This window comes from Streptomyces crystallinus (assembly GCF_039521265.1).
Taxonomy (GTDB): domain Bacteria; phylum Actinomycetota; class Actinomycetes; order Streptomycetales; family Streptomycetaceae; genus Streptomyces; species Streptomyces crystallinus.
Genome location: NZ_BAAACA010000004.1, coordinates 87,479 through 100,459, shown reverse-complemented (window position 1 = coordinate 100,459; position 12,981 = coordinate 87,479). Strand labels below are relative to the sequence as shown.

Here is a 12,981-nt window from a genome sequence, read left to right as displayed (position 1 = left end):
CATTGATCAGGGAAATAGCTAGGCGTAGTCAGACTGATCGAGGTTGCCTATCAGGGGTGCAAGAGAAGGGCGCTCTTGCGCAGGGAAAGATCAGTAAAGTCGGGCAGCGCCTAGGTTCGACGGCTCAGCCAAGCCGCGATGTGCTGGGCAATCGGTTGGCCGGTGTCCAGTTCGACGAAGCCGAACTGTCCGGATGGGTTGCACTCCAGGAACCAGCTCTCGCCTGCACGGTCAACCGCGAAGTCGAACGCTCCATACGTCAGGCCATACGCGCGCATGAAGGAGGACACCTTAGGTGCAAGGCTGCTCGGCTCTGGGGCGGGCTGCCAAGGGGGCGTGGCATCGTCGAATCGCCAGTCCTGTTCCGCTTCGATGCGAGCCCAAAACTGGGTCTCCCCGATGACTGTCACTCGTAGGTCGGCGACCTTGTCGACCCGTCGTTGAAAGCAGGTCGGCGCGGTAGCTACCGAAGCGAAATCGGCATCTGGTGGGACGATGCTCGTCGGTAAGGCCATCGGCGGGTCGAATGGCTGGCGGCCCGAGACAGCCTTGATGACGGCCGGACCGTCCTTACTGAACCGTTCCGCGTCCTCGGGACAATTGGTTACTAGCGTCTCGGGCACAGCGAACCCCGCCGTGCGGGCTGTAGCAAGCTGTGTGATCTTGTAGCGGGCTGCTGCTTGAGCATCAGGATGGTTCATCCAGCGCACACCGGGGATGGCGCGCAGCGCCCCGTACAGCGCGTGCTCGGATTCGTGGGCTACCCATGCTGCCTGTTCCACATCCTGGAGGCCAGGGCGGCCGGGACGGCGAACCCATACTGACTGGATCGAGGGCAGGTCGACTGAGCGGGAACCGTCATCGATACGGCCAGTGACGTTGTCTGCCGCCCAAGTGGTGGAGAGTTCGACCCGGCCGGGAAACCCGGCCGGGTCGAGACGCACCACCCGCACGTTGCCGAAGTGCTGCACCACCATGTCAGTGGTGAGGTCCTCGGGTGCCGTGAGGATGAGAACGGTCATGTCAGGCCGTTCAGTCCGTGTCGTCGTTGTGGGTGGCCGAGCCCGCCGTGGACTGCGTGGCGGAGCCGAGAGTGATGATGTCGGCCTCCGTGACGGCAGGGGCACCGTTGGGCAGGACGTTGAGCTGCATCCCCGAGTCATACGTGAACGGGGCGACCGGCTGTGCTGGTGCCGGCCGGGCAAATCCAAGTGCGAAAGGCTGCTGCATTGCTGTGCTCTCCTTACGATGGAAGAGGCGTACAGGTCAGCGGTGATCGTTGCTCACGGGGGGCGGGGCCGGGGTACCAGTCGCCGCGACTAGTACCACCTCCCTCTCACGCAGATGCGCCCCCAGAGCCTCGAATCCCTCCACGTCGAGTCCGAGGTGCGCCGGGTCATATGTGGCGATCACTTCAGCGGCACCGCTGCTCACTGCGGCGAGGACTTTGGCCCACCCCTCACGAACCTCAAGGGGCCTCTCCGGCGTGGTCTCGATGACAGTTCCTACCAACGGCCAGCCCCGTACCGAGGCGAACGAACGACAGACGTTCGCTCGTGCTTCGGCTTCGGCGTCGCTCTGGGTCCCGCTGACGTAGACGATTGTCGGCGTAGGACCGTGGCGGCAGGGCCGGTCCGGGTGGCATCCCTGCATCTTCACGGACATGCGGTGCTCCTAGCTTCGACTCCTTGAAGGGACTGTCTCACGCGGGCGGCGCCCGCTGAAGGCCGTTCATAACCGCTCTCCCCCTCTCGTGTGCTCTCACGCTCGTAGGGTCTTGCAGGTCGCTCAAGAAGCCGCAAGGCCAAGATCAGTTGTGGAGCTCCTCGGGAGGTAAGGCCTTAGCGATCTGCTCAAGACGGTCAGCCACCCTGTTGACAACGCCCAGCCGGTAACTACCGAGGGAAAGCATGACTACCTGCGTCGGGCAGCAATGACGGTGCGTACAGGGCTCATCCAGCTCAACGCTGTTGAGATCATCGAGCCCGAGTTCTTCGAATGCCTTGTACAGCCGTGCCCCCGCGGAACCGAGCTTGTCGCGGTCCTCGGTGGCAAAAAAATCATTACCGCACATGTGTCCCCCTTGCGCTCTGATGTGAGTTCCGGAGCATCCTTGACGGAGGCTGGCGGTTCGGCCGATATCTCATCTACGGGCAGGGCGCGCCTAGGACGCTTCGGCGGCAGCTTTCTGAGGCGTTCGCTTGGCCTTGGCGTACTCGAAGCTGATCAGCTCGTTGAAGGTGTGCGCCTGGACGCGTCCGCCGTCCTCTTCAGTTCGGTAGGCACCCGCTCGTTCCCAGTAGCGGCGTCCGTCCTCGGACTCCATCAGAGTTCGCGCCAAATGGGCCACCTGATCACTGTTGATCACTCCCGTGAAGTACTGAAGCCACCACAGTGACACAACACCATTGATGTGCAGGTGAAGCGCTCGTTCGGACTCCGAGAGCTCGGGGAATCCCGACCACAAGGCAGTCAGTTCGGGTCGCTCAATGCCCTGGGCTAACCACCGCTGGTGCATCAGGCCCGTGGTGAGGGCCGCGTACTCGGAGCGAGTTCGTACGGCCTCCAGATGCCGTTTGCTGGTGACCAGCAGGTGAGCGGCCCCCAGTGCCATCCCCGAGAACGCTGCGAGGGTCGACAACTTCATTGGCGTATGCCTCTCTGTAAGGGTGTGGGATGGAGCGCGCGTACTGGAGAGCGGAGGTCACCTGTAGTGCGCTGCCACGCCAATTACGAAGCCGCATGACGAGCTGATGAGGATGACCATCAGAACGCCGGTGAAGCGCGCGATGGGTGCCAAGAACCGGCTCATGTCCATACCGGCTTCGCGGGCACTGCCTGTTGGGTCTCCGTGCGTGTGAGTTCGGCGAAGTCGTCGAAGGATCGGCGGAAGCAGGTGTGACCTGTCTGCCGCATGTGATCACGCATCCAGTCATCTGCTTCCTCAGCATGGAGGAACGAGCCAGATGCAGCCGTGCAGAACCGTTCGTCACCAGATACGCAACGTGCTCGGTATTCGGGTTCAACAGTCGGGTCTTGTCTTGTGGTCCAGTTCTCGTAACGAAAGATGCTGGGGCTCACGACTTGTCCTTGCTGATGCCGAGAGGGTGAGCCCCAGCCATGCCGTCGACCGTGACGTCCAGGGCGGCATGGCTGGGGTGACCTGCCCCTCCAGGTGGACCATCCCCGCCGATCGTTCTAGGAATGGAATGCCTGACCACCGAAGAGCCAGGTAGCTACCTGAACCCAGAGAGCTGTCCGTCTCTACGCAACGCGACTGCGGAACGGTGGCCTCTGCGGCTCAGGAATCTACGGAGTGAAGTACCAGGCGAGAACCGAACCGGCTGCAACGCCGAGGGCGGCAATCGCCAGGAGTGTGCCGAGGAGCTTCACGTCAGCAGTCAGCCGAACTCGCCGGTGATGACGCGGATGGCACTGGAGGGTACGAGGGCGGCCTGTTCGGGCATGCTTGCCGGGCGGCACTGGTGCCTCTCCTGCTCCCAGTGGAAGGGGCCGCTGGCAAGCGTGACCTTGGTGCCTTCCATAGCGATGACCTCTCCAACTCGAAGCGTCTCGGCGTCAGTTAGTGGATCTCCGACCTGAATGATCACGACTTCCTCGCAGCCCTGAAGATGCCCACGGCGAGACGAGCGGTGTGGGGTCCGAACTCCCACACGTACTTGTCCTGCTCTCGGTACAAGGTGGAGGCGCAGAGGCCGGCGTCCTGGATGGCCGCGGTGAGGTGTTTGTAGAGGACGGCGTGCTCGTCCTCGGTGAGGCGGGACGGCTGGTCGATGGTGGGCGCGGGGGAGGAGTGCATCAGCGGGGGCTCTCTTCCTTGGGGGTTCCGCTTTCTGGCCTCCACCATGTCCCTGTAGCCGTACGATCACCAGGAGTTGAGTATGTAGACGGGGAGGTGACTACGGGGCATATGCCAGGAGCCGCAGACTTGACCCCTTCCGAAAGCCTTGAGGGCTACTTAGGAGGACTCGTTCGCGCAGGTCGCGAGCGGTTAGGGAAGGAGTGGACACAGACGTACCTCGCAGGCCGTATCTTCGAGAATCAGTCTCTGATCTCCCGAATCGAGCGCGGTCAGACGCTGCCGCAGCCCCGGCAGGCGTACAAACTAGAGCAAGTACTGGGGCTGTCACCAGGGACTTTGGTCGACCTCGTGCTCATCAGGGAACGGCAAACGGTCCGCGACTACGCCAAGGACTTCCTGGCTGACCAAGACCGAGCTACGGCGTTCTACACCCTTGCACCCGTCGTACCAGGGCTGCTTCAGACAGCCGACTACGCCCGTCGCCTGATGATCGCGGGACAGACGGACCCGTATGAGATCGAATCCTTCGTCCGGCAGCGACTTGAGCGGCAACGAGTCTGGGATCGGAAGACCCCACCGTGGATGAATGCCGTGCTCGACGAGGCAATACTGCATCGAAGCACAACAGCTCAGTTGCAAAGACTCATTGAGGTTCAAAAGCAGCCCAACGTGACCATCCGCGTTCTGGAGATGTCGCAGGGGCCGATCCTCGGGACAGTCGTGATCCAGACCCTCCCGAACGGCCGTCGAGGGGCCTACACGGAAGGCTTCGAGACCGGTGCCTACACGAAGGATGAGGCGCAGGTCCTCCACTATCAGCGGGTCTATGATCAGGCAGCCAACAGCGCGTTGACGGCTGTAGAGTCCACAGAAGTGATCACGCAAGCCCTGAAGAGGTACAAGTGACTGAGACCCTGAACTGGCACAAAAGCAGCTACAGCAGCGGCGGCACGAACGACTGCGTTGAAGCCGTAACCGATGAGCCCGTGGTCTACGTCCGGGATACCAAGGATCACGGTATGGGCCTCATCAAGGTTGGCCCTGCGGCGTGGTCGAAGTTCGCCGCATACGTCAGCCGTTGACCTGACTCGACTCCAGGGCCCCCTCCACTCGGAAGGGGCCCTGCGCGGTGATCGAAACTTGCGTGTAGCCGAGGCGCCGGTCGGCCATAGACTCGGGGCATGGCTCAACGAATCGTTACCATCTACACCGACGACCTCACAGGCGAAGAGTCCTCCGAGGCAGCCACACATCAGATTGCGATCGATGGTGTGGCCTACGAGATCGACCTCAGCCCCGAGAGCTACGACAAGCTCATGGACGCTGTAAGCCCCTTCCTCACGGCAGGTCGACGAGTCCGGGGAACCCGCGCAAAGGCGGCCCCTGCCCGCCAGGCCGGCGGGAGCAATGACACGGCAGCTATCAGGGCCTGGGCCAAGGAGAACGGCTACGACATCAATGACCGCGGTCGTGTAGCAGCAGAGATTCGCGAGGCTTACAACAAGGCTCACTGACCCAACGAAAGCCCCCCACGATGGACCTTGCGGGGGGCTTTTGCATGTCTGTACGCCTCAGCAGACTGTCGAGGAAAACGGCGTCAGGGGGGTGACTCAGCCCATGTTTCGGGGCCTCCACCACGCCACTCGAAGAGCACATCGTCAGTCAGGTCGACGTTCTCGGGGTCGGGGTACCCGGCAAGCCTCAGAAACTCAACGATGTCACTCGCCCGATATGCGGTGCCGAGGATCCGGCCGTCATAGCGCACCCTTCGCCATCCTCGGTCATCCGGCGGGTACACGACTACACGTCTCTCCATAGCCTCAGCCTCAGTCAGGTGAGTCCGCTCCGCACCTTGGATATCCACGGCCGTGGCCGATGGCCGGCCGAGGAGCAGTCGGGAGGGGGCCTTGAGAGAGGGCAGTCCTTCCTCCTCCTAGGCCAGGAGCCCGAGGCTTGTGAGCACCAGGAGCAAGAGCGTGAGGGAGCCCCCGAAGGCCACGGTGCCCCGCGTGATGCGTGCGGGCAGAGGGTTCCCATCGAGGCGGGCGAGCATCCCGGCCAGCATCCCCACGATGACCGATACCAGCGCCGCCGCCAAGACGATCAACAGCTTCACGCTGAACGACAGTCCCACCTCAACGTCCCTTCGACACCCCAGACTTGATACAGGCAATCGTGTGGACGCAGAGCCTGATGTGCCAGCAATCTGGACTAACTTGAGACACCCCAGGACTACGCAGGACTCAGGGAGATAGCCATGCCCCGCCCCCTTCCACCGCTCGACCCCACGAAGCCGCGGCATAGCTTTGCAATCGAGCTTCGAGAGCTGCGGGACTCGGCTGGTAGAGCTGGTGAATGGAACCTGACGTGCAAGAGACTAGGTATCGCGAAAGGCACTCTCTATGCCTGGCTGAACGGGAAGCACATTCCCGGTAGGGACAACCTGGAGAACCTAGCAAAAATTTGGGGAGCAAATCCCCAGTATTGGGTGAGGCGTCGGCGAGAAGCGGAAGGTTCGTTCGTGGAGCCTCCCGCGCCGGACTTGGAAGCGGATGACCTTGTGCTGGACTGGGAATTCAAGATTGAGGCGGAACACGACGAAGATGTTCCTTTCCCAGGTATCCCCAAAATGTTTGAGCGGGGGGTGCGAGACGCTTTCGCAGAGGTCTACGTGGCGGCTGGCAACCCAAGAGTGGAGCTGGTAGCGAGCAGAACGGAACACGTCACGGCACGCCAAATCATATCGGTTCTGACCGGAGTAGACGACGGTTCGCCTTCAGAATTGCGTACAAAGCGAGCAGTGATCCTAGATGCCTTGGCTACCTATCTAAAGCCTAACGACGAGGAAGGGTGGGGCAAGGTCCACACATGCATGGAGGTCATCCATTCCTCATGGAATATCGCTCTCCTCACTACGGGAAACGTGCCAGAAAGATAAGTAGATCGATGCTTACGCCGGAGTCCCAGATACGTACATCGTCCGAGGAAGGGCCTCGGCTGGCGGTTCCGACTGAGGTAGAAAAACATTACCCCACCTAACCTTCGACTTATTAAACCTTTTGATTTAAAAACCTTCGCGGCCTAAGTCTTGAGTTGCCTAAGCGTTAATGGCTTAACGGCCCGGGAAAGGTAAATAGATCGGCAGGGGTGCAGGGGCTAAATGCAGGGGTCGGCCCCGGTGTGACTTCATAAAGCCGGATGGCCCATTTGGGGGTCTGGGTGCGTCTCTAAGCGCCTTTCGCTGGTGACTGGATATCCTGGATCATGGCGGGAATTCGGGAGCGGGAGAGGGCCGTTAAATTGATCCGAAGTTTCTACGCTTCGAGTTACTTAAGTGTGCTCCGATGAGCTATAGTTAAGACATCGCCGAGAGGGAAGGGCGAAAACCGGGGCCGAAAGGCTCTGGGGATCACCTCAGCTCTTCGTGATAAAGCGTTACCGATAATGCCCGGAGGGGCGTGGATCGGCCTGTGACGCGGTGGTTGGCTCGGCTATAGGCAAGTCGGGTTGTGTGACGCCACCGTACGAGGCTGCCTGAGTGAAGCGTCGCAAAGGAAGCATCTGTTTCTTGAGAACTGAACAGTGTAGCTGACATTCGTGGGCGCCCGTGTAGGCGAAACCCCATGCTGGCAGATAGGTGGAGTGCGCCTTGAGGCGGGCTCTCCTTGACTAGCCTTCTTTGAAAGTGACTACCTGCATCCAGGTCGTTGAGCGGGATTCACGCGCACGTTTGTCTTTCTCCAATTTCTTTCTTTCTCTCTTTGCACTTCGGTGCAGCGTGGAGGACAGGTCGGGGTGTGCATCTGCCTAGGTGCGCCTCTTATGCCAGTCCTGTCCTCGGCGCTGCCCTGGTAGTCCATACGGCCTACCGGGTGTATCGAGTAAGACGCTGTGTATTTTTTTGGCTACTTACTTAAGTGTGCATGGAGGTTAGGGATGGACTGCTGGGATTGCCGGGACGGTCGACTCCTGTGTCTAGACGATCGGTCGGACACGTTTAAGAGCTGCACGTTCATAGCTCCCGGGAGTATGGCGGAACAGGCTATGGGATACCTTGCCGAGGACCAAGAACCCGTGTTTGACGGTGACTGGTGAATGCCTTAGAGGGCTTCCATTGGCACTGCTACTACGTCTATGACTGGCCGGAACCTGGCTTCGTAGAGACGTGGCACGCGCCATATCGCACTGAGTATCTGGCGCGTGAGTTTGCCGCGATACGCGCTGCCTGGCTGCTGTCTGGCCAGGCTCGGAAGCACTATGAGGGTAAGGCCGAGGCCATACGTCATGTCATGGCTCTCTTCCTCGAAGATGGCCCCTTGCCGTTCGTTCGTTTCTTGCCCGACTACGGGCTTGGTGTCCAGGTGTCGAGTGACGCCGATTGCCAGTTCTGTGATGTGCCGAAGTGTCGATGCCTGACCTGCGTTAGGCGCCGCAATGGGACATGGGCCGCGTTTGTGGGCCTGTAAGGACTGGTCGAAACTCCTCCTCCTCTCGCTGCCGGCCAGGGGAGAAGTGTGTCCGCGGAAGGTGGCCTATCCGTACTACGGAAGGCCGGAGAAAGGATGTTTTTGGTGTTCGACTTGGACTCGAACTCTGTAGTTCTCGCCAAGGTCATACGGCGCAAGGTCTTCGTTCTGGGTGATTCCAGGATCCTGGCGCGCAAGTATGCGGCTCTGCTTGACAACGGGGATGTTCGCGTTGTCTCAGAGCACCGCGAGGGACGTGTAGTGAGTGAGCGCCTTTTCGCTACCGATTTTGATACGGCGGTTGAGCGTATTCGGTATTTCGAGTCGCGTTACACCACTGCGGAGCTTCCGGAGTGGCGTCGTATCTAGCCGAAACACGGCATGCCTGTCAGCGGGTGTGTCGTGTCCACGGGAGTTCGCCTACCCGTGTTGAAGAGGCAGGCGTCGAGAAAGGAGAAGTAGTTGCGAAGTGGACCGATGTTATGCGGACGGTGCAGTACAGGCATGTTCGCGGATGTGAGGCGCTTCTATTACGAGTGCACCGAGTGCGGGCACAGGCTGACCCCGAGGGACATTGTTCTTGACCCGGGAGAGTCGACCTATCTAGTGCACAGTCGCCTCTACATCCAGTACAGCGAGTCGTATCTGCCGGAGGCGACCGACGGTGAGTAGTTCCTTGATGTTCTATTACCGTGTGGCAGTTTTGAAGAGGACTTACGGGCCTGGTGTCAGCCACAAGGAAGCGATCCGTCAGAGGCAGCATGGAGCGCGCCTCACGGTGCCCAAACATGAGGCCCGACGGGTTGACCGCGTATCCGCAAAGTACTCCAGGGAGTTCCTCTACCACTTTGGTGATGTCTCCTACGGGTTTTCCCTGTTCAGTTTGGCGCGGGGGTCTGGTAGTGGGTACAAGGTCTCTGCTTATTGGCCTGGCCGCGAAGACTCTGCTTTGAGTCAGTGCTATGTCTTCCGCAGTCGGCGGGAGGCGATACGCGCGGCTCAGCATCGAATGGTTCAGGAGACAGCGGCTCGCTGGTATTCAACCGATCGTGCCTGGCGTCGTGCTGCGAGGCGTCGCGAGTTCTGTGACGACCCTTTCACGCGAACGGTTCGCTGGCACAACACCGAGGAGTGGTGATGTAACAAAAAGCCCCGGATCACCCATAGGTGAAATGGCCATGTGCAGGTTCGATTCCTGTCCGGGGCGCCGCAGCCACAACGGCTGCGAGAGAAAGAACAGGAAAAACATGGAATACAGAAACGTCGCTTTCGGGTACGTCCCACAGGCTGGCTATGTCCGGTTGGAGTGGAGCTACGAGGGCGGCATACGGGCTACCCGTGTGTTCACAGGTCAGACCATGGTCCTGTGCAGGGAGTGTGATTTTGCGATACCGCAGGATGCGGAGCCGCAGGCTCTGTTTCACGCCCTGGCCTACTGCAATGAACACAGCCTGTTTGGTGAACCGGCAACCTGGTCCCACTACGAGGCCCTGTGGGGCGATGAGTCCATGCACCGTCGCGCCCGCCATCCCCATGGGATGGGCATCAGCTCAGATGGTCTCCTTCGAGTCCTGCAAGCGGCAGCCAAGTTGGGCCGTATCAGGGTCGAGGTGGAGCGCCTACAGGGGCCGCGAGTTTGGCAGGCCCGCATGTGGGTGCGTCACCCCGACGAGCACCAGGAGGCCGAGCTCGGGCCGGTGCAGGTTGATGCCGGCGACGTGCGCACGATGCTGCGTGCTGCCAGCTACCTCATGCCCAAGAACGGGTACGCCGAGGCTGAGCTGAGCAGCCTGATGAGTCCAAACCCTGGATATGCCGCGCAGGAACTATATATGGACGATGCCGACGTAATCCTGTGCCTCGCAATGTTTGGGCACGTCGACGTTGTTGCCGGACCTTTCTGATTCTACTGATTTAAATCAGCCCCTACCCCGTCCGGGGAGGCGTACCGGTTCGATTCCGGATAGGGGCGCTGTGGCCTGCCTTGGCCACGTTGAGAGAAGAAGGAGAAGTGTGAATCACGACGACTTGAGGTACGGCAATCTCAAGCACATGCAGACGGCGTGGAGTGAAACAACTCCGGGCGTCGTGCATGCCTCTTGGTCCGGTCATCTCGCTGCTTGTGGGAAGCCAGTGATTGAGGCGAAGCCTGTCTACGAATCGCACCCGCGTGACATTACGTGCGCGGAGTGCGGAGCAACAGCAGTATTCGACCTCAACACTGCCCGTGAGTGGGCGAAGGCTCTCACCGAGACGTACGAGGAGTCGGGCCTACTTACTAGTGGAGAGACGTTCCGTCTTCGAGAGGATGCCATAAAGGCCATTGCGCCTACGGCTTTCAAGCGGCGACGTGCGGGAGACTCGTGGAACGCTATTTCCACGAACTTCCTCATGAGCGCGGGCGCCGCAACAGAGAAGGACGGAACATCTATCTTCGTTGGAAAGATAGGTCTGGCTGTGATTGACGGACTGAAAGCTTCCGAGTTCCAGGGAGGCTACTGATGTGGGTGTATGTGCGGTATCACGGACGTGACGTTGATCCTATCGAGCCGCTGAATGAGATGGTGGCGGAGATAGAGAAGTACGGCATCGTGTGCCACCTGCGTCCTGCGCGGCCAGATGTTTTCATTGCCTCCGGTGATTGGGCGAATCGGATGCGGATCTTCTACGACAACAGTCGAGGAATTTTCGTATCTGAGATCATCCCGCATGGTGAGTGCGAGTGGCGGCAGGCAGGATTCCTTCCTCCGACATCGAACGCCCGCTATTTCGCGCAGCGAACCTTCCGAGAATAGGGGGAATCCGTGCGGACGCAGGTGATCAATTCCAACTCGCTCGTGTTAACGGAAGAGCTGGGCGGGAATTGCTCTGTCCAGGTCCACATCGACCGACTGGGCTCACGCGTGAACCAGAGTGATGTGACCTTCTGGATTGGCGACAAACCATTTGATGGCGGTCCGTGCCCGGCAAGACCAGGAGAGAACTGGGAAGCTGGTTTGAAGAAGGTCACATGGTGGCTCTCTGGAAATGTGAAGTACCGAGCGAACATCGTACTGCCAAAACACGGCTACTCGGCCATGTATTGCACGAATCAGCCAGGCTGTAACTGTGAAAATCACGCGAGTTAGATAAGTACTCGCAGCCCTCCTAGGTGGATCAGGCCGGTTGCAAATGCCGGTCGGGGCACAATGCTGCCTTTTTCGGGTAGCAGAGAGAGAAAAGGAGAAGGTCATGCGATGTGGACCCTGCGCAATCGAGGGAACCATCACCGATGCCGTAGGTCTGCTCAGCATGACCTTCGGCAGTGTAGCCGAGACCGGAATGTGCCAACGCCATGGAAAAGCCCTGTGGGACTACTTCATGCAGGCATTCGGTTCGGTTGCCGTGATCGACGGAGAGGAACAATGAACGGATCACGGGACGTAGAACTCTACGGACCCATAGGCGAGGCAGTGAAGCGCATCGCCCCGTACGTTGAAACAGATCCTGTAGGCATCTACGCGGCATGCCTGTCGATGTGGTCAATGGCCATAGGCGACCGGGTGTTCATGGACGCCGGCCGCAGGCGTAGCCCCCTTGTGTCTACAGCGCTCGTAGCTGATACGGGCACGGGTAAGGGCGTTGCGCTTGACGGAGCTCGACACATCATGGCTGAGTCAATCGGCCGAGATATCGAGATGCGGGAAACCTCTGGACTGACGTCGGGCGCCGCCTTGGTAGACCACGTATACCGACAGGTCGAACTGACCGAAGAGGCATACGGAATCGCTGATGCTCGGGTCCTCGTCGTTGAGGAGGAGTGGCGGGAAATCTTGGAAAGGACTTCCCGAGACTCGTCTTTCACCTCAAAGATCAGGCATTGCTGGGACTGTGCGACGCTGCGGAACACGACTAAGAAAAAGTCAGCGAATGATGTTCCGCAAGAGGTTCGTAATGCGCGTGTGGTCTTCCATACGCATATCACGCCTTCAGACTGGCGAAAGTTCGTCAGCTTCACTGATGCGGCAGGCGGCTCCTTCAACAGGATCCTTCCAGTCGCCTTGGATGATGTGCCGTTGCTGCGGAAGCGCAAACTTCCAGCGGTGAATACCGAACGCCTCGTCGAGGCGTGGAGTTGGGCCTCCAGTGAGCGCCACATCATGAAGCTGACGCCCGGGGCTGAAAATCTGAACTGGGCTTTGCGCCGAGCGGAACGGATCCTTCTGAAGACTCTGCCCGCGCATCAAGGTGACTTCGTCGCCCGAACTGCCGAGCAGACGACGAGGGTTGCCGCAGTACTGGCAACCTCGGAGGGAACTGACCGGATCACTCGTAAGCACATGGATGCAGCGGTGACGTTCGTCCGGCACAGCGTGCAAACCGTCCTCGACCTTACGAAGGACGGCCCCGGCAAGAAGGCGAAAAGTACGCCGGAAGACCGGGTGCTGAGTGAACTCAGCAAGCACCCAGGGGGGATTCGCTCTGCGGTTCTGCAACGCGCGTCTGGGGCTCTTGCCTTCGACCTTCAGAACATGGAGCAGCGCGGCTTGATCACGCATCGCGAGATCAAAGACGGCCCGGGACGTCCGGTGAAGCTGTATCAGCTCGTTGGTAAGACCAGTGTGCTACCGCGGCCGGCCACGGGCACACCTATGCCTTCGTCCGCGAAAAGCAATCCGTTCCTGTTGGCGCTTCAAAGCGCCTGACCCTCCG

At 59.9% G+C, this 12,981-nt stretch carries 18 protein-coding genes; 9 read left to right on the top strand and 9 right to left on the bottom strand.

What is annotated here, in order from left to right:
* Window positions 1-110: 110 nt before the first annotated feature.
* From ABD236_RS02505 to ABD236_RS02475, 8 genes are all read right to left on the bottom strand, one after another.
* Complete coding sequence (locus tag ABD236_RS02505) at window positions 111-1,022, bottom strand: MvdC/MvdD family ATP grasp protein (protein WP_344069453.1); 912 nt, start codon at window positions 1,020-1,022, stop codon at window positions 111-113.
* A 10-nt stretch (window positions 1,023-1,032) separates the two neighbouring features.
* Window positions 1,033-1,230: a putative ATP-grasp-modified RiPP gene (tgmA, locus tag ABD236_RS02500; protein WP_344069450.1), complete on the bottom strand. Its 198-nt coding sequence runs from the start codon at window positions 1,228-1,230 to the stop codon at window positions 1,033-1,035.
* 36 nt (window positions 1,231-1,266) lie between these two features.
* Window positions 1,267-1,665 (bottom strand): recombinase family protein, encoded by a 399-nt coding sequence (locus tag ABD236_RS02495; protein WP_344069447.1) that lies wholly within the window; start codon window positions 1,663-1,665, stop codon window positions 1,267-1,269.
* Between the two features lie 145 nt (window positions 1,666-1,810).
* On the bottom strand, window positions 1,811-2,074 hold the full coding sequence (locus ABD236_RS02490; protein ID WP_344069444.1) for a hypothetical protein: 264 nt from the start codon (window positions 2,072-2,074) through the stop codon (window positions 1,811-1,813).
* A gap of 90 nt (window positions 2,075-2,164) precedes the next feature.
* The gene (locus ABD236_RS02485) at window positions 2,165-2,647 is read right to left on the bottom strand and encodes a DUF6082 family protein (RefSeq protein ID WP_344069441.1); all 483 of its coding nucleotides are present in this window, start codon (window positions 2,645-2,647) and stop codon (window positions 2,165-2,167) included.
* A gap of 161 nt (window positions 2,648-2,808) precedes the next feature.
* A complete protein-coding gene (locus tag ABD236_RS35140) occupies window positions 2,809-3,081 on the bottom strand; it encodes a DUF7848 domain-containing protein (RefSeq protein ID WP_486387786.1) in 273 nt (90 codons plus the stop codon).
* Between the two features lie 320 nt (window positions 3,082-3,401).
* The gene (locus ABD236_RS02480) at window positions 3,402-3,611 is read right to left on the bottom strand and encodes a hypothetical protein (RefSeq protein WP_344069438.1); all 210 of its coding nucleotides are present in this window, start codon (window positions 3,609-3,611) and stop codon (window positions 3,402-3,404) included.
* Entirely contained in the window at window positions 3,608-3,820 is a 213-nt protein-coding gene (locus tag ABD236_RS02475) for a hypothetical protein (protein WP_344069435.1), read from the bottom strand. The genes ABD236_RS02480 and ABD236_RS02475 overlap by 4 nt, the downstream gene beginning before the upstream one ends.
* 129 nt (window positions 3,821-3,949) lie before the next feature.
* On the opposite strand from ABD236_RS02475, the gene ABD236_RS02470 reads away from it, so the two are divergent.
* The 3 genes from ABD236_RS02470 (at window position 3,950) to ABD236_RS02460 (ending at window position 5,337) form a co-directional block, all read left to right on the top strand.
* Window positions 3,950-4,729 carry a helix-turn-helix domain-containing protein gene (locus tag ABD236_RS02470; RefSeq protein ID WP_344069432.1) on the top strand — a complete coding sequence of 260 codons (780 nt, stop codon included), beginning with the start codon at window positions 3,950-3,952 and terminating at the stop codon, window positions 4,727-4,729.
* A complete protein-coding gene (locus tag ABD236_RS02465) occupies window positions 4,726-4,905 on the top strand; it encodes a DUF397 domain-containing protein (RefSeq protein WP_344069429.1) in 180 nt (59 codons plus the stop codon). The genes ABD236_RS02470 and ABD236_RS02465 overlap by 4 nt, the downstream gene beginning before the upstream one ends.
* 99 nt (window positions 4,906-5,004) lie before the next feature.
* Window positions 5,005-5,337, top strand: a complete 333-nt coding sequence (locus ABD236_RS02460) for a histone-like nucleoid-structuring protein Lsr2 (RefSeq protein ID WP_344069426.1) — start codon at window positions 5,005-5,007, stop codon at window positions 5,335-5,337.
* Window positions 5,338-5,756: 419 nt separating this feature from the next.
* Here the strand turns inward: ABD236_RS02460 and ABD236_RS02455 are convergent, their stop codons facing one another.
* Window positions 5,757-5,939, bottom strand: coding sequence for a hypothetical protein (locus ABD236_RS02455; RefSeq protein WP_344069423.1), 183 nt, complete (start codon window positions 5,937-5,939; stop codon window positions 5,757-5,759).
* A 141-nt stretch (window positions 5,940-6,080) separates the two neighbouring features.
* Here ABD236_RS02455 and ABD236_RS02450 point away from each other — a divergent pair, with 141 nt between their 5' ends.
* The 6 genes from ABD236_RS02450 (at window position 6,081) to ABD236_RS02425 (ending at window position 12,974) form a co-directional block, all read left to right on the top strand.
* Entirely contained in the window at window positions 6,081-6,761 is a 681-nt protein-coding gene (locus tag ABD236_RS02450) for a helix-turn-helix domain-containing protein (RefSeq protein WP_344069420.1), read from the top strand.
* Between the two features lie 2,775 nt (window positions 6,762-9,536).
* The gene (locus ABD236_RS02445; protein WP_344069417.1) at window positions 9,537-10,193 is read left to right on the top strand and encodes a hypothetical protein; all 657 of its coding nucleotides are present in this window, start codon (window positions 9,537-9,539) and stop codon (window positions 10,191-10,193) included.
* 109 nt (window positions 10,194-10,302) lie between these two features.
* Window positions 10,303-10,791, top strand: coding sequence for a hypothetical protein (locus tag ABD236_RS02440; RefSeq protein WP_344069414.1), 489 nt, complete (start codon window positions 10,303-10,305; stop codon window positions 10,789-10,791).
* Window positions 10,791-11,084: a hypothetical protein gene (locus tag ABD236_RS02435; RefSeq protein WP_344069411.1), complete on the top strand. Its 294-nt coding sequence runs from the start codon at window positions 10,791-10,793 to the stop codon at window positions 11,082-11,084. The genes ABD236_RS02440 and ABD236_RS02435 overlap by 1 nt, the downstream gene beginning before the upstream one ends.
* A 436-nt stretch (window positions 11,085-11,520) precedes the next feature.
* A complete protein-coding gene (locus tag ABD236_RS02430; protein ID WP_344069408.1) occupies window positions 11,521-11,697 on the top strand; it encodes a hypothetical protein in 177 nt (58 codons plus the stop codon).
* 239 nt (window positions 11,698-11,936) lie between these two features.
* Window positions 11,937-12,974, top strand: coding sequence for a DUF3987 domain-containing protein (locus tag ABD236_RS02425; protein ID WP_344069405.1), 1,038 nt, complete (start codon window positions 11,937-11,939; stop codon window positions 12,972-12,974).
* The last annotated feature ends 7 nt before the right edge of the window (window positions 12,975-12,981 follow it).

Coding starts and splice junctions, on each gene's coding strand:
- tgmA (WP_344069450.1), bottom strand. CDS start 1,230: ATGCAGCAGCCTTTCGCACTTGGATTTGCCCGGCCGGCACCAGCACAG.
- ABD236_RS02445 (WP_344069417.1), top strand. CDS start 9,537: ATGGAATACAGAAACGTCGCTTTCGGGTACGTCCCACAGGCTGGCTAT.
- ABD236_RS02490 (WP_344069444.1), bottom strand. CDS start 2,074: ATGTGCGGTAATGATTTTTTTGCCACCGAGGACCGCGACAAGCTCGGT.
- ABD236_RS02460 (WP_344069426.1), top strand. CDS start 5,005: ATGGCTCAACGAATCGTTACCATCTACACCGACGACCTCACAGGCGAA.
- ABD236_RS02435 (WP_344069411.1), top strand. CDS start 10,791: ATGTGGGTGTATGTGCGGTATCACGGACGTGACGTTGATCCTATCGAG.
- ABD236_RS02485 (WP_344069441.1), bottom strand. CDS start 2,647: ATGAAGTTGTCGACCCTCGCAGCGTTCTCGGGGATGGCACTGGGGGCC.
- ABD236_RS02430 (WP_344069408.1), top strand. CDS start 11,521: ATGCGATGTGGACCCTGCGCAATCGAGGGAACCATCACCGATGCCGTA.
- ABD236_RS02475 (WP_344069435.1), bottom strand. CDS start 3,820: ATGCACTCCTCCCCCGCGCCCACCATCGACCAGCCGTCCCGCCTCACC.
- ABD236_RS02450 (WP_344069420.1), top strand. CDS start 6,081: ATGCCCCGCCCCCTTCCACCGCTCGACCCCACGAAGCCGCGGCATAGC.
- ABD236_RS02505 (WP_344069453.1), bottom strand. CDS start 1,022: ATGACCGTTCTCATCCTCACGGCACCCGAGGACCTCACCACTGACATG.
- ABD236_RS02495 (WP_344069447.1), bottom strand. CDS start 1,665: ATGTCCGTGAAGATGCAGGGATGCCACCCGGACCGGCCCTGCCGCCAC.
- ABD236_RS02425 (WP_344069405.1), top strand. CDS start 11,937: ATGGCTGAGTCAATCGGCCGAGATATCGAGATGCGGGAAACCTCTGGA.